This is a genomic window from Parabacteroides sp. ZJ-118 (assembly GCF_011038785.1).
In the GTDB taxonomy this organism is placed as follows: domain Bacteria; phylum Bacteroidota; class Bacteroidia; order Bacteroidales; family Tannerellaceae; genus Parabacteroides.
The window spans coordinates 11,966-34,813 of the sequence record NZ_JAAKDT010000009.1; the positions used below are offsets into that span (position 1 = coordinate 11,966).

At 53.0% G+C, this 22,848-nt stretch carries 18 protein-coding genes; 7 read left to right on the plus strand and 11 right to left on the minus strand.

The features are described from left to right. Positions 1–29: 29 nt before the first annotated feature. The 9 genes from G7Y39_RS04265 to G7Y39_RS04305 all read right to left on the minus strand — a co-directional run bounded on the left by G7Y39_RS04265 (position 30) and on the right by G7Y39_RS04305 (position 13,283). Entirely contained in the window at positions 30–1,208 is a 1,179-nt protein-coding gene (locus tag G7Y39_RS04265) for a Xaa-Pro peptidase family protein (RefSeq protein WP_165155391.1), read from the minus strand. 194 nt (positions 1,209–1,402) lie between these two features. Further along, positions 1,403–3,919, minus strand: a complete 2,517-nt coding sequence (locus G7Y39_RS04270; RefSeq protein WP_165155392.1) for a beta-N-acetylglucosaminidase domain-containing protein — start codon at positions 3,917–3,919, stop codon at positions 1,403–1,405. A 115-nt stretch (positions 3,920–4,034) separates the two neighbouring features. After that, entirely contained in the window at positions 4,035–5,204 is a 1,170-nt protein-coding gene (locus tag G7Y39_RS04275) for an AMP-binding protein (RefSeq protein WP_165155394.1), read from the minus strand. A 3-nt stretch (positions 5,205–5,207) separates the two neighbouring features. Further along, positions 5,208–6,269: an o-succinylbenzoate synthase gene (locus G7Y39_RS04280; RefSeq protein ID WP_165155396.1), complete on the minus strand. Its 1,062-nt coding sequence runs from the start codon at positions 6,267–6,269 to the stop codon at positions 5,208–5,210. A gap of 43 nt (positions 6,270–6,312) precedes the next feature. Further along, on the minus strand, positions 6,313–7,137 hold the full coding sequence (gene menB, locus G7Y39_RS04285; RefSeq protein ID WP_165155398.1) for a 1,4-dihydroxy-2-naphthoyl-CoA synthase: 825 nt from the start codon (positions 7,135–7,137) through the stop codon (positions 6,313–6,315). Between the two features lie 3 nt (positions 7,138–7,140). Beyond that, entirely contained in the window at positions 7,141–8,829 is a 1,689-nt protein-coding gene (gene menD / locus G7Y39_RS04290; protein WP_165155400.1) for a 2-succinyl-5-enolpyruvyl-6-hydroxy-3-cyclohexene-1-carboxylic-acid synthase, read from the minus strand. A gap of 18 nt (positions 8,830–8,847) precedes the next feature. After that, positions 8,848–10,008 (minus strand): isochorismate synthase, encoded by a 1,161-nt coding sequence (locus tag G7Y39_RS04295; protein WP_165155402.1) that lies wholly within the window; start codon positions 10,006–10,008, stop codon positions 8,848–8,850. Further along, positions 10,005–11,237, minus strand: coding sequence for a Cof-type HAD-IIB family hydrolase (locus tag G7Y39_RS04300; protein WP_165155404.1), 1,233 nt, complete (start codon positions 11,235–11,237; stop codon positions 10,005–10,007). The genes G7Y39_RS04295 and G7Y39_RS04300 overlap by 4 nt, the downstream gene beginning before the upstream one ends. Before the next feature lie 138 nt (positions 11,238–11,375). Then, positions 11,376–13,283 (minus strand): AAA domain-containing protein, encoded by a 1,908-nt coding sequence (locus G7Y39_RS04305; protein ID WP_165155406.1) that lies wholly within the window; start codon positions 13,281–13,283, stop codon positions 11,376–11,378. Between the two features lie 231 nt (positions 13,284–13,514). Here G7Y39_RS04305 and G7Y39_RS04310 point away from each other — a divergent pair, with 231 nt between their 5' ends. Both G7Y39_RS04310 and G7Y39_RS04315 read left to right on the plus strand, forming a co-directional pair. Beyond that, positions 13,515–14,807 carry a serine dehydratase subunit alpha family protein gene (locus tag G7Y39_RS04310; protein WP_165155409.1) on the plus strand — a complete coding sequence of 431 codons (1,293 nt, stop codon included), beginning with the start codon at positions 13,515–13,517 and terminating at the stop codon, positions 14,805–14,807. A 9-nt stretch (positions 14,808–14,816) separates the two neighbouring features. Continuing rightward, positions 14,817–15,719, plus strand: coding sequence for a cation diffusion facilitator family transporter (locus tag G7Y39_RS04315; protein WP_165155412.1), 903 nt, complete (start codon positions 14,817–14,819; stop codon positions 15,717–15,719). A 5-nt stretch (positions 15,720–15,724) separates the two neighbouring features. Here the strand turns inward: G7Y39_RS04315 and G7Y39_RS04320 are convergent, their stop codons facing one another. Both G7Y39_RS04320 and G7Y39_RS04325 read right to left on the minus strand, forming a co-directional pair. Then, positions 15,725–16,693, minus strand: coding sequence for a 4Fe-4S binding protein (locus tag G7Y39_RS04320; protein ID WP_165155415.1), 969 nt, complete (start codon positions 16,691–16,693; stop codon positions 15,725–15,727). A gap of 44 nt (positions 16,694–16,737) precedes the next feature. Further along, positions 16,738–18,006 (minus strand): DUF5103 domain-containing protein, encoded by a 1,269-nt coding sequence (locus G7Y39_RS04325; protein ID WP_165155418.1) that lies wholly within the window; start codon positions 18,004–18,006, stop codon positions 16,738–16,740. A gap of 132 nt (positions 18,007–18,138) precedes the next feature. Here G7Y39_RS04325 and G7Y39_RS04330 point away from each other — a divergent pair, with 132 nt between their 5' ends. From G7Y39_RS04330 to nqrE, 5 genes are read left to right on the plus strand one after another with little or no spacing between them, the layout of a single operon-like run. Then, the gene (locus G7Y39_RS04330) at positions 18,139–19,485 is read left to right on the plus strand and encodes a Na(+)-translocating NADH-quinone reductase subunit A (protein WP_165155421.1); all 1,347 of its coding nucleotides are present in this window, start codon (positions 18,139–18,141) and stop codon (positions 19,483–19,485) included. 23 nt (positions 19,486–19,508) lie between these two features. Then, positions 19,509–20,711 (plus strand): NADH:ubiquinone reductase (Na(+)-transporting) subunit B, encoded by a 1,203-nt coding sequence (locus G7Y39_RS04335; RefSeq protein WP_165155425.1) that lies wholly within the window; start codon positions 19,509–19,511, stop codon positions 20,709–20,711. Positions 20,712–20,724: 13 nt separating this feature from the next. Continuing rightward, positions 20,725–21,537 (plus strand): NADH:ubiquinone reductase (Na(+)-transporting) subunit C, encoded by an 813-nt coding sequence (nqrC, locus tag G7Y39_RS04340; protein WP_165155428.1) that lies wholly within the window; start codon positions 20,725–20,727, stop codon positions 21,535–21,537. A 7-nt stretch (positions 21,538–21,544) separates the two neighbouring features. Further along, positions 21,545–22,174 carry an NADH:ubiquinone reductase (Na(+)-transporting) subunit D gene (locus tag G7Y39_RS04345; RefSeq protein WP_165155430.1) on the plus strand — a complete coding sequence of 210 codons (630 nt, stop codon included), beginning with the start codon at positions 21,545–21,547 and terminating at the stop codon, positions 22,172–22,174. Positions 22,175–22,199: 25 nt separating this feature from the next. Next, positions 22,200–22,817: an NADH:ubiquinone reductase (Na(+)-transporting) subunit E gene (gene nqrE, locus G7Y39_RS04350; RefSeq protein WP_165155432.1), complete on the plus strand. Its 618-nt coding sequence runs from the start codon at positions 22,200–22,202 to the stop codon at positions 22,815–22,817. Positions 22,818–22,848 lie beyond the last annotated feature (31 nt).

Consider the following 22,848-nt stretch of genomic DNA (forward strand, 5'->3'; position numbering starts at 1 on the left):
AATGTTATAACAAATTCTTCTGTTGGATCTTAATTTCCAAGTGGGATGATCTCTTCGTTGAACTGTGTCAACTTCTCCACACCCGTTTCCGTCACAAGGAAACTGTTCTCGATACCCACGGCGCCGACACCCGGGATCACGAATTTCGGCTCCAGGGCGAATACCATATCGGGTAAAAGCTCCTCTTTCGAGCGAGGGGTAAGCACGGGTAGCTCATTGATCTGTATACCGATGCCATGTCCTACGAATTTGGCCTGCTGCCGGGTTCCCATAAAGTTGGCCGAGAGTCCCTCTTTCTTGGCGATATCCGCCGCTATGGTATATAAATCCGAACAAGCGGTTCCCGGCCGGGTAGCGTCTTCTACCTTCTGTTGTATCGTAAGGGCCACTTGATGCGCCCGATAAGCCTCCTCCGTCAGGCGGCCTACGGAGAAGACACGGGTCATGTCCGTCATATAAGCCGTATAGTTGCCGGCCATATCCACCATGATGGCGGTACCTTCTTTCAATAGCGTACCGTTGGCGCCCAGCGGACAAGAAGCGTCTATGCCGCCGCCTCCCAAAGCGAAATCAAAAGGGGACGGGGTCTCGGCGTTTTCCCCGGCGAGAAGACTGCCCATATAGATATCCATATTGGCTCCAAAAGCGCGGAAAAGACCGATCGAGCCGTTCTTACGCATCCGTTTCTCGATCTCGTACTGAAACTCCAAGTCTGTCATGCCGGGACGGAAACATTCCGGGATCTCGCCATAAGTCGCCTCGTGTTTACGGGCGGCGATACGGAATTGTCCGATCTCCCAAGGGGTTTTTACCCGGCGAAGGTGTCGCGTGAAAGCGGTGGCGTTGCCGGTCTCCTCCGGTTGGAATACCTTGCTCAAGCGGATGTATTCACTATAAGCCAGCTCGTCTGCCTCAAGCAAGAGTCTTCTCGGCATCTTGATCCCTCGTTCCGCGAATAAGGCCGGGATCTCTTCCGGCTTGCGGATGTATTCCACGTGATATCCCGAGAGCCCGTTCGGTCGCTTGATCAAGAACCACGGCTCACCGTCCGCTGGCAAATAAAAATAACCGCTGTAGATTCGTCCGGTCGTATAATAAAGGTTTACGTCTACGGTAAGCAAGCAGGCATCCATCCCCATCCTTGCCATACCCTCTCTCATCCGATCCCATTTTATCTTTAGGTCGTCCTTCAATTCTTCTGAAATCATCTTCCTTTGCATTCTTTTTGTTTTCTACCGGGCACCAAAGGTAACAAGAATTTACGAGATTGAGGTGGATTTGAGGTGAAGAAAGAAATCGTAAGGCTATAGGTTCGTCAGGTTAGTTATCGCGTCGCGAGATTCAAGTCCCGGTCTCCTTCTCCCGGTTAGGCGAGAAGGGGAGACCGGGACTCTCTTGTCTCTTATTCCCTGACGATCTGGTGGATATGTATAGGCGCTTTCCCGATCGTGGTGAGTTCTAAGGAGGAGAAATCCTCGAACATGGTTTTAGTCAAGAGGATGTAGCCCACGTTCCCTTGATAGACGATGTTTTTCTCGCCATCTTGAGCGAGGCCGGTGATGGATACCAGGTTCTCGTTGCTTCCGGAGAGGAAGAAAGATACGGTGCTGACATCATCGCACTTTACGTGAACGGTCTCTCCCGGGCTCAAGTGCTTGTACGTGTCCAGGTTCATGTCGTACATCATCAGCTCCTCATGGATCCGCGGGTCTTGTTTGGTTGTCGCCTCGAATCCCAGCACGTATAGCTCCATGGGTTGATCCGAGTCGTTTCGCATACGGATATAACGGGCTTTCGGATCGATGGAGCGGATCGTATCCTTGGCGTTTTCCGTGGAGACATGGGGGATCGGGCGCCAGCTCTTTCCGTCGGCGGACCACTCGAATACCCGTCCGGGCCGGTTGCTTTTCGGAAGGTTGAAGCAGAAGGACTCCGCCTCTTTCTGGATTTCCCAGCCGATACCCAGATAGTGGTCCGGCTCTACCTTGACAACCTCGAACAGGGGGACGTAACCGACCGTATGGTCACCCTCGGCACATGGCTGGCTCCTCAATTGATCGATATTCGTGAAGAGGGAAGGAATGCTGATCTTCACCTCGTCCGGGGCGATACCGTCCGTAGATAGTAGGTTGCGACTCGTCTGGCGGTATAAGTCCATGATGAAAGGGTGTAAGACGCTCGACCCGACCTTCACGCCCTTGGGCTGTGCCCTCTGGTTCAGCGCGCGGTTTATCAGTTTCATGCTATCCAGCAAGGCGGACGTCTCCAGGTAGCGTTGCCAGGTGTAGGCGCGGTCTTTCTCATACCAGGCGTGCGCCATATGCAGCGCGCTTGTCCCGGCTTTCCCCAGGAGCTCGAATTGGATGAGCCACGGATTGATCTGCTCGATCAGGCGTTTGTTGGGGCTTTGGCCGTAGATCATGCCCGGGGAGGCCGTGATCTGGGCGAACAGGGTTCCCAGGAGATTGGCGCTTTGCTCCGGGAACCTGTTTTTCTTGTAGCCGGCGAGGAATGTCCGGATAGGAGCCACGTAGTTGGCCGACTCCTCCCGGCGGTATTGATGCCCGTTCGGGCCCGGATCGCTGTTATGCTCGCAGAAGACGCGGAAAGCCATGGGGGCCTCCGGCATGATAAAGTCGCAGGCCTCTTTCCAAGCCCGCGCGGGATCGTAACGCTCGATATTCCAGGTGTACATCCCGACGCCGAACAGGGCGACCTTGGAGGCCTCGGCGTATTCCATGGGGTTGGATACGAACCCGGCCATGGTGCCGGCGGCCCGCGTATCCAGGCCATAGGCGGGCCCCATCAACAAATGATCCTGGCAATAATCGCTTACGGGGAAGTTCCACCAGATATAGGCGGGCCGACGGATGCGCCGGTTTACCCACTCGACGCCCTCCTTCGTGATGTCGGCCACGACGCGGTCTCCGGTCCACATGACCTGGATGGCGGGATCGAGCCGGGTGCCGAGGAGATCCAGGTAGTCGCTCTTGGCCCACGAGCGGTTGTACTCGGTGGGGCACATGATCAGGGGCTGCACGTCGTCTTTCTCGCGGATGAACTTCTCGTGGATGTAATTCAACAGGCCCGCTTGCTTTTCCGGGCGGGCTCCCTCTCCGGATATGTCGTCGAAGAAAACGGCGAAGGCGCGTACGCCCAGGTCGTACATTTTCTCGAACTTGGCGAGGATGTTCGCGCTGTCCGTCCGGTTCCACTGGATATCCAGCCCCGGGTGGATGGCCCAGACGAAGTTCACTTTGTTGCGGGCGGCCTCCCGGACCAGTTCCCGGATATGCCCGGCCTCCTCGGCGGGATACGGCTCGCGCCAGTTGGGGGAACTGTGATAGGGATCATCCTTCGGGCCGTAGATATAGGTGTTCAGCTTGATCCTCCCGTAGAAGCGGATCTGCTCGATCCGGTCGGCGTGGCTCCAGGGCTGCCCGTAGAAGCCCTCCACCGTACCCCGGAACAATACGTCCGGATAGTCCTTGATCGCGCAGAGGGGCAGGACCTGCTTGCCCGCCGCGTCGCGGTTGGTCAATTGCTTGAGGGTTTGGGCGGCGTAGAACAAGGAATTGTCGTCTACGATCCCGATCGTGATGCCCTTTTGGGTGATCGTCAGCGTGTAGGCGCCCGACCGCCGCATTTCCGGGGCCTTGTCTTTGAGTCTCTTGATCTCCAAAGGGAGGGATTTGCCGGATTTGGCGAAAGGCAGTGTCTCTTCGAGCAGCCTGACCGCGTCCGCGTCCGGATGATCGATGCCTCGCAGGGCATACCCGTAGGGTGGCGTGTACGTCCGGCTGGAGATAATCACCTCTTGGGGCTCGGGGAAGATCCCCAGGGATAACTGTTGGCCGCGTGCCGGCCCGCAAACGCTTAGAAGAAGCAGGATGGCGAGTAAGTACTTTTGTGTTTTCATGTGCGATATGATTTAATAATAACGTTCGTAAATGTATGAAATAATCAGATACGGAGCGCGGCGGGGCACGGATTTATTCCGCGGGCCCCGCGTTTTCCCTCCCGCGGGGCGCGTGTCATGGCGACCGGCCGCCGCCGGCGGTCAGCCGCCTGGCCAGCTCCTTGCAGGCGGCCCGGTCCGTCTTGCCGCTCCCGGTGCGCGGGATCGCCCGAACCGCCAGGATCCGCCGCGGGCGAAGGTACTTGGGCAAGTGGGCGAGAGCCGCTGTCGATACCTCGCATGATAGCTTTGCTGAGTTACACATCATAGCTATGCTGAGTCGCTCCTCATAGCTATGAGGAGTTACACATGGTAGCTTTGAGGAGTTACACCTCATAGCTATGAGGTGTTGTTCATCATAGCTATGACGCGGGGTGCCGGACGAGGGGGCGGCGCCATCCGGGAGGGCGGGGGGGGCGATGAGCAAGACGACCGCCTCTCCCAACCGGGGGTCCGGGGCGGCGGTGATGGCGTAGGGGCGGTCGAGGTAGGGCCGCAGCCGCTCTTCCACCTCCTCGATCTGGATCTTGATGCCTCCGCTGTTGATGATGTTGTCTCTCCTGCCGATGATGGTGAAACGTCCGTCGGGCAGCAGGCGGGCGATGTCGTTCGTCACCAGCCGCCCGTCGCAGAGCGAGGGGGCCTCGATCACCAGGGTCTTCTCCGGCGACAGGGATAACCTCACCGAGGGGAGGGGTTGGTAATAGGGCGAGGCTTCCGGCCCGTTCAGCCGACGCAGGGCGACGTGAGAGAGCGTCTCCGTCATGCCGTAGGTGGAGTACACCGCGTTGGGCAGCTGCCGGATCTCCCGCTCCAGGGCTGCGTCGACCGCCCCGCCGCCGATGATCAGGATCTCCGTCCGCTCCAGCCGCTCGCGCTCCTCGGGTACCCGCAGCGTGTTGTAGACCTGCAGGGGGATCATGGCGGCGAAGCGGAGGGGGGTATCGTCCCAGTCGGCCAGGGGGTGCCCGGAGGGTTCGCGCGCCGCCAGGTCCAGCCCGGCGTAGAGGGCGCGGACGACCATCATCTTTCCGGCTATGTAGCGCAGGGGCATGCACAGCAGGGCCTTGTCGCCTCGCCGGAGGCCCAGCCGCTCGCAGGTGAGGCGGGCGCTGTTCAGCATCCGCTCCTTGCGTACGCGCATCCGCTTGGGCGCGCCGGTGGAGCCGGAGGTCTGGACCTCGAGGAAGGGGGAGGGGTCGCGCCATTCCGCCAGGAATGCCTGTAGATCTTCTTGTATCGGCATGGGTCAGGGCTCGTTGTCGGTGAACCAGATGGTGTCTCCCTCGCGGCGGATCAGCCGGTGCCGGTCGTCGCGGAAGATCTCGCCGGTGCCCAGGCCCTGCGGCAGCGGGTTGCCCAGCGTGGCGCACCATTGGGCGATCGCGTTCAGCCCGATCTGCGATTCCAGCGCGGAGGTGATCCACCACCGGGGCTGCTCGGGGCTGCTCCCCAAGAGCGTCTCGGCCAGGCGGATCCATTCCGTGCATCCGGCGATGCCTCCGTGGAGGGAGGGCTTCAATACGAGGTATTGGGGATGGATCGTCTGCAGCAGCCGCCGTTTCTCGTCCGGGGTGTCGCTGCCGATCAGCTCCTCGTCGAGCGCGATGGGCAGGGGCGATGTCGCCGCGAGGCGCGCCATCTCGTCCCACTGCCCGGCGCGGATCGGCTGCTCGATGGAGTGCAGGTCCATCTCGGCGAGCCGCTCCAGCTTCTCCATCGCCTCCGAGGGGGTGAAGGCGCCGTTGGCGTCTACCCGGAGCGTTATTTCCCGGGCGGAGAAATGCGCGCGGATGTGCCTCAGCAGCGAGAGCTCCCGCTCGAAATCGATCGCGCCGATCTTCAGCTTGACGCAGCGGAAGCCCTCCCGCAGCTTCTCCTCTACCTGCCGCAGCATGTACGCGTAATCGCCCATCCAGATCAGTCCGTTGATGGGGATGCCCGCCTGCCCCCTCGAGAAGGGCGTGTCGTAATGCCGCCAGCCGCGCCGCTCGCAGTGGCGCGCGGCCGTCTCCAGCCCGAAAAGGATGGAGGGGTAGCGGCGCAAGGACTCGGTGTCGACGTATCCCTTCCGTTGCAGGTCGAGGCAGGCCCGGGATAGCGCGGTCTCGTAGTCCGCCCCGTAGTCGCGGCTGAGGTCCGGCAGGGGGGCGCACTCGCCGATGCCGGGCGCCGGGGGACCGCCCGCCGCGCGGACGCGCACCTCCCACGATCTCCGGGTCGTGTAGACGCCCCGCGAGGTGCCGGCCGGCCGCTTGAACGTCAGGCACCGGGGTATGATCTCTACCTTATGGAATCGCTCTGTAATCATCTCGTCTCAACGCTTGATGGTTCATGCTCGGTCCTCCCCCCCCTTACGGGAACTTCGGGTAGTCCTCGAAGCGAGGGCGTCGTTTCTCCAGGAATGCCTTGCCGCCCTCTTGCGCCTCGTCCGTCAGGTAGTAGAGCAGGGTGGCGTCTCCGGCCAGCTCCTGTATGCCGGCCTGCCCGTCCAGCTCGGCGTTCAGGCCCGCCTTGATCATGCGCAGGGCCAACGGGCTGAGCCTCATCATCTCCTCGGCCCATTGGACATACTCGTCCTCCAGCTTGTCCAGGGGGACTACCCGGTTTACCAGCCCCATCTCCAGGGCCTCCCGCGCGCTGTACTTGCGGCATAGGAACCAGATCTCGCGGGCCTTCTTCTGCCCGACCACGCGGGCGAGGTAGGAGGAGCCGAAGCCGGCGTCGAAGCTGCCCACGCGGGGGCCTGTCTGCCCGAAGACCGCGTTCTCGGAGGCGATCGTAAGGTCGCAGACCACGTGCAATACGTGTCCGCCGCCGATGGCGAAACCGTTCACGGCCGCTATGACGGGCTTCGGGAGGGAGCGGATCTGTTTCTGTACGTCCAGTACGTTCAGGCGGGGCACGCCGTCTTTACCCACGTAGCCGCCGCGCCCTTTCACGTGCATGTCGCCTCCCGCGCAGAACGCCGTCTCTCCGGCCCCTGTCAGGACGACCACCTGGATGTCCGGGCGTTCCCGGCAGATGTACAGGGCGTCGCTCATCTCCGCGGTCGTGGTGGGGGTAAAGGCGTTGCGATACCGCTCCCGGTTGATCGTGACGCGGGCGATGCCGTTGTAATGCTCGAACAAGATCTCCTCGTATTCCTTGAGGGTTGTCCATTCTCTTTTCGTTTCCATATATTATCTGTTTGGTGCTTGGGATGAATTTCTCAGTTGATGGTAGTATGCCTTGAGCAGGCGCACGTCTTCCGCCTTGTCCGTGAAAACCTCCATGAGCAGGGGCTGTCCGCCCGGTCGCTCGGTCTGGGTGAAGGCCTCCATCGCCGCTGCCAGCTCCTCGGCGTCGCGGACGGCGAAGTAGGAGAACCCCCGCTCCAGGGCCCATCCCTTCGCGGAGGTTTGGTGCGGGGCGCTGACGTAGCGGCGCGTACGCTCGTCCATCTCGAGTCCCGGCAGGGCCTGGAAGATCTCGCCGCCTCCGTTGTTCAGGAGCAGGACGCGGAGGTTGTCGCGCAGCTCGCCGCTCCACAACGCGTTCATGTCGTAGAAGAAGCTGAGGTCGCCGATGACGACAAAGTTCAGCCGTTGTGAGGCGGAGGCGTATCCGATGGCCGTAGACAAGGAGCCTTCGATCCCGCTCGTGCCCCGGTTGCAACAGACCTCGACCGTATCGGGCAGGGCGTACAATTGCGCGTAGCGTACGGCGGAGCTATTCCCCAGATGCAGGGCCGACTCGGCCGGGAGCGAGCGTATCAAGCTGCCGATGGCCGCCATCTCGGAGTAGGCGAACGCCGGCTCGGGCAGGCCGCGGGATTTGTATTCCCAAGCCTTCGGATATTCCACCGGCCGATTCTCCAGCAGGTAGGCGATTTTCTCGAGAAACTCGAACGGGTCCATCTCGATCACCACGGTCAGGCAACCGAACAGGTCCGCCACCTCCCCGTCCGGCGAGATGTGCCAATGCTCCCGGGGCGGGTGCTTCCGCAGGAACGCTTTCAACCGCCCGGAGACTATATGGCCGCCGTAGGTGATCACGAGCTCGGGCGCCAGCTTCTCTTTCTCTTCCTCCGGGGTGGCGTACAGGATGGCGTCGAAATTCTTGATCGGCATTCCCGGTACGATACGGTTGCCGATGTGCTCGGACAGCCATGTGAAATGCTTATAGAGCAACTTGCTTATTTTCTTCTCGAAGAGATAGATCAGGCTCATTTGTCCCGCTATCATCATCCGCTTGCTGTACGTGTTCAAGCGCCCGATCAGGTCGTCGTATGTCCGGTCGTACACGTTCAAGCCTTGATAACGGGTGATGACCCGTACCTCCGGCAATCCGGGAGCCGTGAAGCGGAACAGGGGCTCGGAGACCGGGACGTTGATATGCACCGGCCCTTTGCCGCGGTGGTTCAGCTCCAACAGGGCCTCGTTGATCAACCGATTGCAATGCCATTCATCCTGATCCGTGTCTATTTCCGGCAGCTGCACCGATCTCTTCACCAATGAGCCGAACACCCCGGGTTGCGGCAGGGTCTGTCCGTCCATTTGCCCGATCCAGGCCGCGGGACGGTCGGCGGATATCACGACAAGCGGGACCTTCTGATAGAAGGCCTCCGCCACCGCCGGATGTATATTCAGCAAGGCCGTGCCCGAGGTACAGCATACGGCCGCCGGCTTGCCTCCGTGTAGCGCCAGCCCTACGGCGAAGAATCCCGCGCTTCGCTCGTCCGTCACGGAATGGCAGTTGAAGAACGGATGGTTCACCAAGGTATGGACAATCGGGGCGTTCCGGCTTCCCGGACATAGCACGATATTACTCACGCCGTGCTCTTTCAGCAAGGCTACCAATTGAAGGATGTTCTTTTTATCGCTATACATAGATTTATACTGTGATGTTTAAATGGTATCTTCATCCGGGGAGAGCTTTCTGGTCTGGATCTCACGAAGCAACCGTCGCATGGTATCTAATTTAGCCTCTGTCTCCTGCCACTCATCCTCGAGCCGCGAGGCTGCCAGCAGGCCGCCGCCGGCATACAGCGTAAGGGCTTGGGGGTGGATATTCATGCAACGGAGGTTTACATACAGATCGGTTTTGCCTTCGGGATCCAGCCAGCCGATGAAACCGGAGTAATAACTACGGTCGTAGCCTTCGTGCCCGATGATGAAACGATAGGCCTCCTCCTTGGGAAGACCGCAGACGGCGGGAGTAGGGTGTAATAGGTGGAGGACATCGCCCAGCTTCTCGGGATCGGGCAAGGAGAAGAAGAAATCGCTTCTCAAATGGGAGACCTCTCCGGCCCGGGCTGAATAAGGCCCCTTCTCCTCGGGGGTAATACCCAGGGCGGACAGCTGACGGCGTATGTAAGCGGCGACCAATTGCTGCTCTCTCCAATTCTTGGGGTCCCAGCTTCTCGGTAATTTCCCGTCTCGCAAGGTTTGGGTCCCGGCCAAGGCTACCGTTTGCCAGTCGCCTTTCCCGCCGGATAACAGGATTTCCGGTGTCCCACCCATCCAAGTCCCGGTCTCCGGGGTATGGCAAAGGTAGACATAGGAGCGGGTATATCGTTCCACCGCCGCGAAGAATGCCTTGCCGGGCGAGAAGGCGGGATCTCTCCGGATCGTTTTGCTACGGGATAAAACCAGTTTATCTTGGCTTCCTTTCAGCAAGGGGTGGGTAAACAGGGAGAAATAGCGAGCGTATCGTTCCTTCTCCTCAGATTCGGAAGCCTCTCCCAATGAAGGGGAAATCGCGGGGAATGGAGAAGGATCGTCTTGTGCCCTTTCCCTCTTCATTATCAATTCTTCATCCCGCGCCGAGGGGGGTTCAAAAACATCCGGCTGGATCAAGACGATAGGTCGTTCCGCTGTCACCTGAAACGGAGCGATCACAAAACCGCTCCGTTCATTTAAGTCTTTTATGTCGTATAACAGGCAGGGTGAGCCGGCGCTTTGCATCCTGAAATGGAGCCTGCCCTCACCGGGAACGCGCCAAATGGCGAAATTCCGGCCTCGCTCGATCAACGTGTCTATTCTCTCGTAAGCTTCTTTTGAGATCATTTCCTCTTGAGTATGCTATTGATTACCCGTACCGAGGAGACCAGCTTGTCGGTAGAGGTGAATATGTCTACGTTCCACACGTGGGATGAACGGCCTTTGTGGAGAATCGTCCCGACGGCGCGTACCGTGTCTCCCTCGTGGGCGGACGACATGTGGCTGCCGCTGACTTGCATGCCGACTACCATCTCGTCCGGTTTCGCCAGAATCATGGAACCGAGTCCGGCCACGGTCTCCGCCAAGGCCAGCGTAGCGCCTCCGTGCAAGATGCCGAAAGGCTGGCGGGTTCGTTCGTCTACGGGCATGGTCGCCTCCACGCGATCCTCGGAAGCGTAGGTATATTGAATGCCTAGGTTACCCATTAGGGCATGCTTGGCCCGTGCGTTCAGCTGATCCAGCGGGACTTCCGTGGGCTTGATCGTGGCAAGGATCGCTTTCTCGATCGCTACCGCTACTCCATCCAGGGTATTGGGCAAAGTGGTGAAATCGGCGCAAGCCTTCACGGAGTCGCGCGCGTTACCCATCGCCACGCCGGTACCGGCCAATTGAAGCATGGATACGTCGGCCACGCCATCGCCGATGGCGACAACCTCTTCGGTCGCGATGTTCAGCATCTCCATCAATACCGCCAACGTATTTCCCTTGTTGATGAAATGAGGAGCCACCTCCAGGAAATAGTCCTCGGAGCGGAAAGCTTCCAATACTCCGTCCAGACGTTTCTTCCAATGATTTTCCAGACCGGCCAGACTGTTTTCGTCATCGCTGGTAAGGATACACTTACAGGGAGCGAAATCCACCGCCTCCGGGAAATTCTCCACGCCGATGACGCGCATCTTATTGAGTTCGGCCTCTTCTCGGACATGCTCGTTTTCCGGATGATCGGTCAGGATATAGTCCTTGTGATACGTGAAGATCGCGAAACCATTTTCCTTCGCCTTTCGGTTCAAGTAAGGAATCATGGCCGGATCGATTCGCTTCTCGAACATCAATTCTCCGGTCTGGGCATTGATGATCTGACCCCCGTTATAAGATAATATGAAGCCACCGTAATGATTCAATTCAAGGGCTTCCGCCAAGGGTTGGACCCCATTGGTAGGCCGGCCGGATGCCAATACAACATGAACTCCCATTTGCTGGGCCTTTAACAGGGCAGCATGGGCCCGGGGCGTTACCTCTTTCTTGTCGTTAAGCAACGTCCCATCTACGTCTAAGACTAATAATTTGTACTTCATGGCGTCTTGTTTTATGGTTTTCAGAACAAAGGTAAGAATAAAAAGTGAAACGCGGAAGAATAGGGTATATCCGACAGCATGTGACAGCATGCTCACGGCTTGTCGGCGCGGCCTTGCATGAAACGGGCTACTCCATCCTCATCCATTCGCGACCGCGATTATCTTGCCTCTTTGAGAGATATAATTATAGAGCTCTTTATAAAACGCATGCCGGGTAAGGGTCGAAGCGTCTCCCAGGATCATCAGTTTCATACGGGCACGGGTGATCGCTACGTTCATGCGCCGCAAGTCGTTCAAGAAGCCGATCTTTCCATCCTCGTTGGCCCTTACCAAGCTGATCAAGATGACATCGCGCTCCTGCCCTTGGAAACCGTCTACGGTGTGTACGGTGATCAGTCTGCGTAAAGGCTTGAAGAAAGCGTCTTGTTTGATTAATTTACGGATGTATTGTACCTGCGCCTTGTAAGGGGAGATCAATCCGAAGTCGATATTCTCCTCCAACACTCTCTCCTTGGATATGCTCTGTATGTAGGAGCGTAATTGCTCCACGAGCAATTCCGCCTCTTGCCTGTTGATACGACTCATAGTCTCTTCCCTCGTATCTTCCGTGAAATCGCACTCGGACGTATTGAACCATACGATGGGAGTGTCTAATCGCAGGATCCCCCGGGCGCTTACCTCGGGAGCGGATTCGAGTTCGTTCTGATAGAACCACCGGGAGGAGAAGCGCATGATATCCTCGTGCATACGATATTGGATCTTCAGGAGAGAGACCGTTTCTGGTTTCGCGCGGGCTATTTTTTGCATCAAGGTACATCCTAAGCCTTCCCGTTCCGCCTCTATACATTTGATAGTAGGGGGTAATTGGTGATGATCGCCTGCCAGTATGACCCGGTCAGCTTTGGCGATCGCTATCCAGCAAGCGGCTTCCAATGCTTGGGCGGCCTCGTCGATAAACAAGGTCGTGAAGTGGCGGTTCATCATGACCCGGTTGGCGGAGCCAACCAAGGTGCAAGCAACTACACGAGCCTTGTCGAATAGCTCCATATCGATCTTGACTTCCAGTTCGGTCGCCCGGCATTTCAACCGGGAGAGGCGGCCCCGGATCGTATCTCGTTCCTCCCTGCTTTTCTTTCGCATATTGGACTGTATATCCCGTACCGCTTTTCGGATGCTCCATAACTCGGGATAATCCGGATGCGACTCGAAACGGCGTTCGTAAGTGAACGAGAGCATTTTGTCATTGATACGCGTGGGGTTCCCGATGCGCAGGACGCTGATGCCTCTATCTACCAGTTTCTCCGAGATGCAGTCTACGGCGGTATTGCTTTGGGCGCAAACGATCACTTGATTCTCCCGGTGAAGGGTCTCGTAAATGGCTTCCACCAGGGTAGTTGTTTTCCCGGTTCCGGGAGGACCATGTACGATAGATACTTGTTTCGCACCCAATACCTTGTTTACGGCTTCTTCCTGCGAGCGGTTCAGCCAGGGGAAACGGATCGGGAATAATTCCCGCTGTCCCGGTTTTTCCTGTCCCAGCAATACGTCTCTTAGGTGGGAGAGTTGGTTGTTTCTCGCACGCATCACGTCCGAGAGCGCGGAAAACATCGTCTTATAGCTGGTCTCGTCGAAGTAGAGTTGCACGCCGAGATCATCGCTTTTCCCTTGTATATCCATCGAGGCGGAAGGCGAGGGAAGGATTACCACCATCCGGTCTTCTTCCACATAGCTGATCGTAGCGGAGAAATCCAGATACTTCAATTTACCACTGATAGTTGCCGTAAAGAAACAAACCGGGCGCCCGTATTCGAAATTATGCTCGATCTCCCGGTCTTCCATCCTTTCGATCTCGATCACCAATTGGTTTAAGGAATTATAATAACAGCGTCCCGGAACGACCGGATACCAACAAAGGCCTTGCGCCACCCGTTTTCGCAAACCCGTACGCTCGGATTGCTGTCGGTAGGTTTCCTTCTCATATTCATATTCTTTCTGCAGGAGATCATATTGATGTTGCAAATCTACAAGCGGCGACGAAATTCCCATTCCTTTGTCAATTCAATTAATCGGATGAATATAGTCCGGGCGTTCTAGGTCCCGAAGCAGGTGACAAAAGTACTAAAAATATCGTTCCGTACCCAAGTTGTAGTAAGTAAAGAAAAAGAATACCGCTAACGTTGGTAGTGTCTATAAAATTCCTAATTTTGCGCGGAAGCTAATATCATGGAAAATGAATGAGAACGATGCTTATCTAATTCTAAAATAAAAACGATCGGTATGGATACTATCATAAAAGCTCAAATTATAGATTTGATTCACAGGGAGGTAATCCCTGCTATCGGATGTACGGAGCCTGTCGCCGTGGCTTTGGCGGCCGCCAAAGCAGCGGAAGTGTTGGGGCGTAAGCCGGAGAAAATAGAGGTTTATCTGAGCGCCAATATCTTGAAGAATGCGATGGGTGTGGGAATCCCGGGGACTGGCATGGTGGGATTACCTATCGCTATCGCCTTGGGGTCTATCATCGGTAAGTCCGCTTATGGGCTAGAGGTGCTGAAAGACCTGACTCCGGAGGGATTGGAAGAGGGTAAGGAAATGGTCCGCAAGAAATGCATCGGTATAGACCTGAAAGAGAATGTGGATAAACTTTATATCGAGATCGTAAGTTCCGCGGGGGGCGATCGTTCAAGGGTGATTATTTGCAAGGAGCATACTCATATAGTATATGTAGAGAAAAATGGGGAGGTGTTGACTGATTTACGTACGGCAAACGCCTCCGCCGAGGAGGTGTGCGAGAATAAGGATTTACGCCTTTCCTTCTCCAGAGTCTATGCGTTTGCCATGGAAATGCCATTGGACGAGATTCGTTTTATTTTAGAAACAGCCGAGTTGAATAAGAAAGCCGCCCAAGCTTCCATGAAAGGCAATTACGGGCATACGGTAAGTAAGACGGTCTCGGGTGTTTTCGGCCGTAAGTTCATGGGAGATTCCGCTTATACGCATATGTTGATCATGACTTCCGCTGCTTGCGACGCTCGCATGGACGGCGCCATGATCCCGGTGATGAGTAATTCGGGAAGCGGTAATCAAGGAATCGCCGCTACGCTTCCGGTTCTCTCTTTCGCCGAGGATATCCAATGTTCGGAAGAGCAACTGATCCGTGCGTTGATGTTAAGCCATTTGATGGTGATTTACATCAAGCAAAGTCTGGGACGTTTGTCCGCCCTTTGCGGTTGTGTGGTTGCCGCTACGGGAGCGAGCTGCGCTATCACCTATCTGATGGGAGGAAATAAGACGCAGATTTCTTATGCGATCAAGAATATGATCGGTAATATTACCGGGATGATTTGTGACGGTGCTAAGCCGAGCTGTGCGATGAAAGTATCTAGTGGCGTATCTACGGCGATGCTTTCCGCCTTGATGGCAATGGAGGATAAGGTGGTGACTTCCGTGGAGGGTATTATCGATGAGGATGTGGATAAATCGATCGCTAACTTGACCGCTATCGGTTCTAAAGGGATGGAGGCGACGGATCGTCTGGTGCTGGACATCATGACCGGTAAATCTTGTTAATCGTACTCGATGGAGAAAGCTGTTAAGGCGAGGAAAAAAGAGATTATGCGAGTGACACTTTTAGGGTCATTCGCTAATTTTGTTTTATTGGTATTCAAGTTCGTGGCGGGTATCTGGGGGCATAGTAGCGCTATGATCGCTGATGCGGTGCATTCGTTATCTGATTTCGTAACGGATATAATCGTACTTCTTTTTGTCAATATATCTTCCAAGCCGAAGGACGAGAACCATGATTACGGGCATGGTAAATACGAGACTTTGGCGACTTCTATTGTCGGTATCGTCTTGCTCTCTGTAGGTTTTGGCCTCTTTTGGGAGGGAGCGAACAAGATTTATGGCTTTTATTTCAAGGATATTCCGTTGGAAAGCCCGGGGATAATCGCTTTGGTCGCCGCTCTTATTTCCATCGTGGTCAAGGAATTACTGTATCATATTACGGTTTGGGTAGGAAGGAGACAGAATAGCCAGGTTGTTATCGCTAACGCCTGGCATCATCGTTCGGATGCCTTTTCCTCGATCGGTACGGCTTTAGGTATCGGAGGGGCGATTTTGTTAGGAGATAATTGGCGTGTGCTAGATCCGTTGGCAGCGGTGATAGTCAGTTTGTTTATCGTAAAAGTAGCCTTACAACTAGTGATCCAGGCGATCAATGACTTATTGGAGAAATCTTTACCGAAGGAGGTGGAGGATGAGATTTTGGCGATTATTAGTGAGGTTCCCGAGGTAAAGAGCCCGCATAATCTACGTACCCGCCGCATCGGTAATAACTTCGCTATCGAGGCGCATGTACGGGTGGATGGGCAGATAACCGTGACTCGTGCCCACGACCTGACGAAAGAGATCGAACAGAATCTGCGTGATAGGTTCGGCCAGGCTACGCACATCGCTCTGCATGTGGAACCTATTAAATAAACGAATCAGATCCGTGCGACCATCAAGAAACAAGTATGTAATACGACCGTTACGACGATCCATAGACGCTCGGCAGCGGCCGGGCGCAACCCCGGGAAATGATATTCTATCGCCCCGTGCTTGCAAGCGGAAAGACAATCGCCGCAATAGGTACAGGTATAGCCGATCTTTCCCTTCTCGATCCCTTCCTTATGCAGGGCATCATAACGGCAAGCGTTTGTACAAGCCATGCAATGGCAACAATCCGTGGTCAGCCGTAGCCGGAAAGGAGAGAGGTACTTGAGGAAAGATACCAAAGTCCCGATCGGACAATAACTACTGCAATGTACCATCTTCCGTCTCTTTCTGGAAAACATTAGCATGACAAGTAGCCCGATAACTCCGACAGCTATTCCAAAAGCGGTAGCTATCCTGCCGCTCACCCCGGATGTTCGTAGCAAGATGGCTCCCAGCATAACCAGAAATAATACGCTGTATCGCATTTGCCTGTGATAAGGGAACCTTTTTCGTTCCCATTTCCCCCGGGCATTCCATGCGTCGAATGCCCCGAAGTAACAAAGCTGGCTACACCAAGCGGGACCGGATAGCAATAGGGTGCTGACAAATAGTATGGGCATGAATAATCCCTCGAGGCGATAAAGCGGTCCGGCCAAGATTACCGCGGGGATCGGTATATGCAGTTTCCCGGTCATAAGGAAAATAGGATCGGCCAGAATCCCTAGGGCGAGTTGCCCGAAGAAAACGATCGAGAATAACAACCACGCCCGTTTTCTCCATTTAGGGCGTTCTTGACGATCTTGCATCTTATGGCAAAGCCAACCACCGTACAGCATGGCAAGTATCACCTGTATCCATCCTCCGTGCGGAAATAACCTTTCGCCTATCAGCAGTGGATTTTCGGGTATGACTTGAACGATCGAGAGAAGTCCTCCGATTAACAACACGGTAATGATAACAATACGTCTCGTTTTCATGCTCAATTATTTTATGCGTAAAAGTATGCCTTTTACGCGAATAATTATAGCACAGGCATTGCATTTCTGATACTTGTTACACCGATTAAACGATCATACCGTGCTCCCATCGGGCAATAATAGACGTAAATGCTATATTCGTTCTCTGTCTGGAAGAAATCACCCTCGATGGGTCCGGTTTGTCCTACGGTTTGTCCGTTAGGGACAAAGAGGTACTGGTAGTTGTAACTGCCTTGTTTCAGTAAGACGGATTTCTCGTATCGACGCGTCTCCGGATTATAGCCCATCTTACTTTTTTCGTCCAACACATTGTTACATAACTCGCCATTCAAATACACGTTTCCATCGGGAATTAAGTCCATGGCGAGGGTAAAGTGAACAATGTAATAGTCCGCTTCCGTATCCGGGTCGTTACAATTGCCGCAACGGATGAAGAGACGGCCGTCTTGGTCTTGATCGTATTGATACGATAATTGGTCACGCCGATAATCCGTCATCAACTCTACATGGTAATATGGGTTATGGAACGAGATACTTTCTACGTGCATGCCATTGTATTTGTTGCTCAAAAATTCCATACGGCGATATTCGTTTCCCGCGGGAAAGATTAAGTTCGGATTGTTCGTATAAGAGATCCGGTTCTCTAATATAGTCATAGGCTGAAGACCTGTTACGGCATTATCCCTGCGGTTATTCTGATACACCCAGATTTTCAAGTCGGTTTGGGGATAGGTGATGGGGAAGTTCTTGTTATTGATCGCAAAGCTGACTTGTTGGTGTGACTGATTGGTATCGATATCCGTATTTCCGCTGACTGTGGCGGCGACACTAACCATCGGCTCGAAAATAGAGAAACAAGCGGTTAATACGATCCGGGAGGGATCATTCTCGTCATATACCTGCAAGGCATAATTCCCCGAGACTTTCGGTTGGACGTCATCATTCGGGAAAAGTAACCGGTAGTTGGTGTATTGTACCGTAGTACCCATCGCATTGGCGAAATCCTCGATCGTGCTCCCTTGGAAACCATTCATATACTCGATCGGGGAAAGATTTGATTGCGTCCAATCCGCGTTGCAATGAACCAGGTTATAGGCGTATCGCCCGAAATCCGGATTAAAAGCGTCGAAATTAACCTCGATACGATTCTCACCGTCTAATTCGATGAAAGGATCGGAGAACATCTCGCCGGCAACCTTCACTTGGAGGGTCTTTATTTGCTTATCGCTAACGTTGGTGAAGTAAGTCACTTGAGCGTTCAACGGTACTAAAACCGTGCTGAGCAGCAGGAATAGGATTTTAAAGACTTTCATTTTCTTATTACTTTCTTTAACAACGCAAAATTATGGAATTATTTCTCTATTTATTTGCCTTTCCCTACTCTAAAGCATGAAAAAATGTTTACTTTTGCAGGAAAATTACATATAAACAATTTTAGTTGTATCATGGCAAATGTGATTAAGATTAAAAAGGGTTTAGACATTAATCTGAAGGGCAAAGCTTCGGATGTACTGTTAAACGGCGGCAAGAGCGAGTCTTACGCGATCGTCCCCGACTATTATAACGGTATTCTCCCCAAAGTTGTTGCGAAAGTAGGAGAAAAAGTCAAAGCCGGTTCTGTACTGATGATTGACAAGAACCGCCCCGAGATCAAGTTTGTTTCGCCGGTCAGTGGCGAGGTAACTGCCGTAAACCGAGGAGAGAAGCGTAAGGTGCTAAGCATCGTCGTGAAGCCGGATGCGCGGATCGAGTATGAGGAATTCGGCAAGAAGGACGTGGCATCCCTACAGGGAGCAGAGGTGAAAGAGGCACTTCTGAACGCTGGTATGTGGCCGTTTATCAAGCAACGCCCCTACGATATCATTGCCGCTCCATTGGATACGCCGCGTGATATCTTCGTTTCGGCTTTTTACTCCGCTCCGTTGGCTCCAAACTTCGACTTTATCGTAAAAGGTCAGGAGGCTGATTTCCAGACTGGATTAAACGCCTTGGCTAAATTAACGAATGGAAAAGTGTATGTGGGTGTAAGAAGCGGTTCTGTCGTGAGCGGAATGAAAGGTGTGGAGATCGTGGAAGTAGAAGGTCCGCATCCCGCAGCGAACGTTGGCGTGCAGATCAATCATATCAAGCCCGTTAACAAGGGGGAGGTCGTTTGGACGGTTAATCCGGCGGACGTGATCGTTATCGGACGCTTGTTCAACAAGGGTGTCGCAGATTTCAGCCGTATGGTTGTTATCACCGGTTCAGAGACTACTGAGAGAGGCTATGTCAAGACAATTTCAGGTTGTACGATCAAGAGTTTGGTTAGCGGTAAAGTGTTAGGACAGGAGCACATCCGTGTTATCAGCGGTAATGTTCTGACAGGTACCAAGGTAAATATGGATGGTTACCTAGGCGCTTATGATAACCAGATCACCGTGATTCCGGAAGGCGATGAGACGCATGAGTTTTTAGGTTTCGCTATGCCTCGTTTCAATCAGTTCAGCGCTAGCCATAGTTACTTTAGCTGGTTAAGCACTAGCAAGGAATATGTGATTGACGCCCGAATCAAAGGTGGTAAACGTGCCATGATCATGTCTAATGAATACGACAAAGTGTTCCCGATGGATATCTACCCGGAGTATTTGTTGAAAGCGATCATTGCGTTCGATATCGACAAGATGGAGAACTTAGGTATCTATGAGGTGGCTCCTGAGGATTTCGCTCTTTGCGAGTTCGTGGACACTTCCAAGATCGAGTTGCAAAAGATCGTTCGCGACGGATTGAACCTGTTGTATAAGGAAATGAATTAATAACCTAAAAAACTTATAATACATTGAAAGCGTTAAGGAATTATCTCGACAAGATTAAGCCTAACTTTGAGGAAGGCGGAAAGCTGGCGATGTTCCGTTCTGTTTTTGACGGTTTCGAGACATTCTTATTTGTTCCGAACGAAACCTCTAAAACGGGCGTGCATGTTCATGACTGTATTGATTCAAAGCGTACCATGACCGTGGTTATCATCGCTTTGTTGCCTGCTTTGCTTTTTGGTATGTATAATGTCGGTTATCAGCACAATTTAGCTGTGGGGGCTGATCCGGGATTTTTGATGACTTTTATTTTCGGATTCTTGGCGGTATTGCCTAAGATTGTTGTTTCGTATGTGGTAGGTTTGGGCATTGAGTTCGCTGTTGCCCAAGTGAAGAAGGAAGAGATTCAGGAAGGATTCTTGGTTTCCGGTATCTTGATTCCGATGATCGTACCGGTCGATACTCCGTTATGGATGATCGCTGTAGCCACTGCTTTTGCGGTTGTTTTCGCGAAAGAGGTATTTGGTGGCACGGGATATAATGTATTTAATGTGGCATTGGTTACGCGTGCGTTTTTATTCTTCGCTTACCCGGCAGCAATGTCAGGTGATCAAGTGTTCGTTCGTACGGCAGATACGTTTGGTATCGGGGCTGGCCAAGTGGTCGACGGCTTCTCCGGAGCTACTCCGCTGGGACAAGTCGCTATCGCTGGCAAGGAGATGATCGGTTCTTTCCAAGCCGTTGACGTATTGGGCAATCCGATCTCTACTTGGGACGCATTTCTTGGTTTGATCCCGGGTTCCATTGGTGAGACTTCCGTACTGGCGATCTTGATCGGTGCGGTAATCTTGTTGGTTACGGGTATCGCAAGCTGGAAGACGATGGTTTCTGTGTTCGTGGGTGGCGCTTTCATGTCATTGATCTTTAATATGATCGGTACTACGGTCGCCATGTGTGTGTCTCCGCTGGATCACTTATTCTTAGGAGGTTTCGCTTTTGGTGCCGTGTTCATGGCTACAGACCCAGTGACTTCCGCTCGTACGGAGACAGGTAAATACATCTATGGTTTCCTTGTAGGTGCTATGGCCATTATCATTCGTGCGTTGAACCCGGGTTATCCAGAGGGTATGATGCTCGCTATCCTGTTGATGAACGTGTTCGCTCCGCTGATCGATTATTATGTTGTGGAAGCTAACATCTCTCGCAGATTGAAACGTGTAATAAAATAAAGTAAGAAGGAATATGGCTAAATATAAATGTAAAGTATGTGGCTATGTCCACGAGGGGAATAAGGCTCCTGACACTTGCCCGGTATGTTCCGCTCCAGCTTCCGAGTTTGAGGAAATCAAGGAGGAGGGTACTGCCAAGAAAGGCATGAACCGGGATGGCAATGTTTATACGGTTGTTTACGCGGCTGTGATGGTTGTGCTGGTAGCTGTCGTATTGGCGTTTACTTCACAGTCATTGAGAAGTACCCAGAAACAGAACGAGGATAACGATAAGAGACAACAAATTCTGCGTTCCATCAATGTAAATGTTTCTTCTTCTGAGGCTGAGGCTAAGTACAACGAGTTGATCAAGGATGCTTTCTTGGTGAACGAGAGTGGTGAGAAGGTTGAAGGCGACGCTTTCGCTACGGATGTAGTCAAGGCCGCCGCTGAGCATCAATATCCGGTTTTCGTCGCAGATGTAGAGGGCCAGCCGAAATATATCATGGCTTTGCAGGGAGCAGGTCTTTGGGGCCCGTTATGGGGTTACATCTCTGTAGATAGTGATAAGAATACTATTTATGGTGCAGACTTCAGCCACCAAGGTGAAACCCCGGGGTTGGGAGCTGAGATCTCTAAGCCTGCGTTCAGCAGTAAGTTCAAAGGTAAGAAGATTTTCATGAGTGGAGAATTCAAGTCAGTCGCTGTAGTTAAGCGGGGCAAGAGCGTTGCCGGACAAGACTACGTGGATGGTATCTCAGGTGGTACGATTACAAGTCAAGGCGTTAGCGCTATGCTTTTTGATAGCTTGAGCGGTTATGTTAAATATTTGACCTCACAAAATTAAGTAGAAGATGGGATTATTATCTGAAAAGAATAAAGAAGTTCTGTTAGGCCCGATGAGCGCTAACAACCCGGTTGTCGTTCAGATGCTAGGTATTTGCTCTGCGTTGGCTGTAACATCAAAACTTGAGCCGGCCATCGTGATGGGTATCTCGGTGACGGCTGTCGTAGCTTTCGCTAACGTGATCATTTCATTGATGCGTAATACGATTCCGAACCGTATCCGTATTATCGTGCAATTAGTGGTGGTTGCCGCTTTGGTGACAATCGTTAGTGAGGTGTTGAAAGCTTTTGCTTATGACGTAAACAAACAGCTTTCCGTATTTGTCGGTTTGATCATTACGAACTGTATCTTGATGGGACGTCTGGAAGCGTTCGCCTTGGGTAACGGCCCGTGGGAATCGTTCTTGGATGGTATAGGTAACGGTTTGGGATATGCGATTATTCTTATTATCGTAGGTTTCTTCCGTGAGTTGCTGGGTTCTGGCACCTTATTGGGTTTCCAAGTGATTCCGCAGGCATTCTATGATCTGGGTTACGTGAACAATGGTCTAATGATCTTGCCTCCGATGGCGTTGATCGTGATCGCCGTTATTATTTGGGTTCATCGTGCTAAGAACAAGGAACTTCAAGAAAATTAATGTTAACGATTAAACGAATAATAGAATGGAACAATTATTAAGCACATTCGTCCGCTCGATCTTCGTTGACAACATGATCTTCGCATACTATTTGGGTATGTGCTCTTTCGTGGCTGTCTCAAAGAACGTGAAGACCGCTTTAGGATTAGGTATAGCAGTGACATTCGTACTTTTCTGTACACTGCCGATTAACTATATGCTTGAGAATTATGTATTGAAAGAAGGTGCGTTAAGCTGGTTAGGCCCGGAATACGCCGAGGTGAATCTTAGCTTCTTGGCGTTTATTATCTTTATCGCCGTTATCGCTTCTTTCGTGCAGTTGGTCGAGATGGTAGTCGAGAAATTCTCCCCGTCTTTGTATGCTTCCCTTGGTATCTTTTTGCCGCTGATCGCTGTAAACTGTGCGATTTTGGGAGGTTCTCTGTTTATGCAACAAAAAGCGTTCGCTAATGTAGGTATCGCTACTGTTTATGGTTTAGGATCTGGTATCGGCTGGTTGCTGGCCATCGTAGGAATGGCGGCCATCCGTGAGAAGCTGGCATATTCAAATGTCCCCAACGCTTTGAAAGGTTTGGGTATTACCTTCATCATCACAGGTTTGATGGGTATGGCATTCATGTGTTTCTCCGGTCTGAAGATTTAAGTATTAACGCATTAAACAAAATATAAAGATG

Bases quoted from the DNA above. Each gene is read 5' to 3' on its own strand.
- G7Y39_RS04265 (WP_165155391.1), bottom strand. From the start codon at position 1,208: ATGATTTCAGAAGAATTGAAGGACGACCTAAAGATAAAATGGGATCGG.
- G7Y39_RS04270 (WP_165155392.1), bottom strand. From the start codon at position 3,919: ATGAAAACACAAAAGTACTTACTCGCCATCCTGCTTCTTCTAAGCGTT.
- G7Y39_RS04275 (WP_165155394.1), bottom strand. From the start codon at position 5,204: ATGCCGATACAAGAAGATCTACAGGCATTCCTGGCGGAATGGCGCGAC.
- G7Y39_RS04280 (WP_165155396.1), bottom strand. From the start codon at position 6,269: ATGATTACAGAGCGATTCCATAAGGTAGAGATCATACCCCGGTGCCTG.
- menB (WP_165155398.1), bottom strand. From the start codon at position 7,137: ATGGAAACGAAAAGAGAATGGACAACCCTCAAGGAATACGAGGAGATC.
- menD (WP_165155400.1), bottom strand. From the start codon at position 8,829: ATGTATAGCGATAAAAAGAACATCCTTCAATTGGTAGCCTTGCTGAAA.
- G7Y39_RS04295 (WP_165155402.1), bottom strand. From the start codon at position 10,008: ATGATCTCAAAAGAAGCTTACGAGAGAATAGACACGTTGATCGAGCGA.
- G7Y39_RS04300 (WP_165155404.1), bottom strand. From the start codon at position 11,237: ATGAAGTACAAATTATTAGTCTTAGACGTAGATGGGACGTTGCTTAAC.
- G7Y39_RS04305 (WP_165155406.1), bottom strand. From the start codon at position 13,283: ATGGGAATTTCGTCGCCGCTTGTAGATTTGCAACATCAATATGATCTC.
- G7Y39_RS04310 (WP_165155409.1), top strand. From the start codon at position 13,515: ATGGATACTATCATAAAAGCTCAAATTATAGATTTGATTCACAGGGAG.
- G7Y39_RS04315 (WP_165155412.1), top strand. From the start codon at position 14,817: ATGGAGAAAGCTGTTAAGGCGAGGAAAAAAGAGATTATGCGAGTGACA.
- G7Y39_RS04320 (WP_165155415.1), bottom strand. From the start codon at position 16,693: ATGAAAACGAGACGTATTGTTATCATTACCGTGTTGTTAATCGGAGGA.
- G7Y39_RS04325 (WP_165155418.1), bottom strand. From the start codon at position 18,006: ATGAAAGTCTTTAAAATCCTATTCCTGCTGCTCAGCACGGTTTTAGTA.
- G7Y39_RS04330 (WP_165155421.1), top strand. From the start codon at position 18,139: ATGGCAAATGTGATTAAGATTAAAAAGGGTTTAGACATTAATCTGAAG.
- nqrC (WP_165155428.1), top strand. From the start codon at position 20,725: ATGGCTAAATATAAATGTAAAGTATGTGGCTATGTCCACGAGGGGAAT.
- G7Y39_RS04345 (WP_165155430.1), top strand. From the start codon at position 21,545: ATGGGATTATTATCTGAAAAGAATAAAGAAGTTCTGTTAGGCCCGATG.
- nqrE (WP_165155432.1), top strand. From the start codon at position 22,200: ATGGAACAATTATTAAGCACATTCGTCCGCTCGATCTTCGTTGACAAC.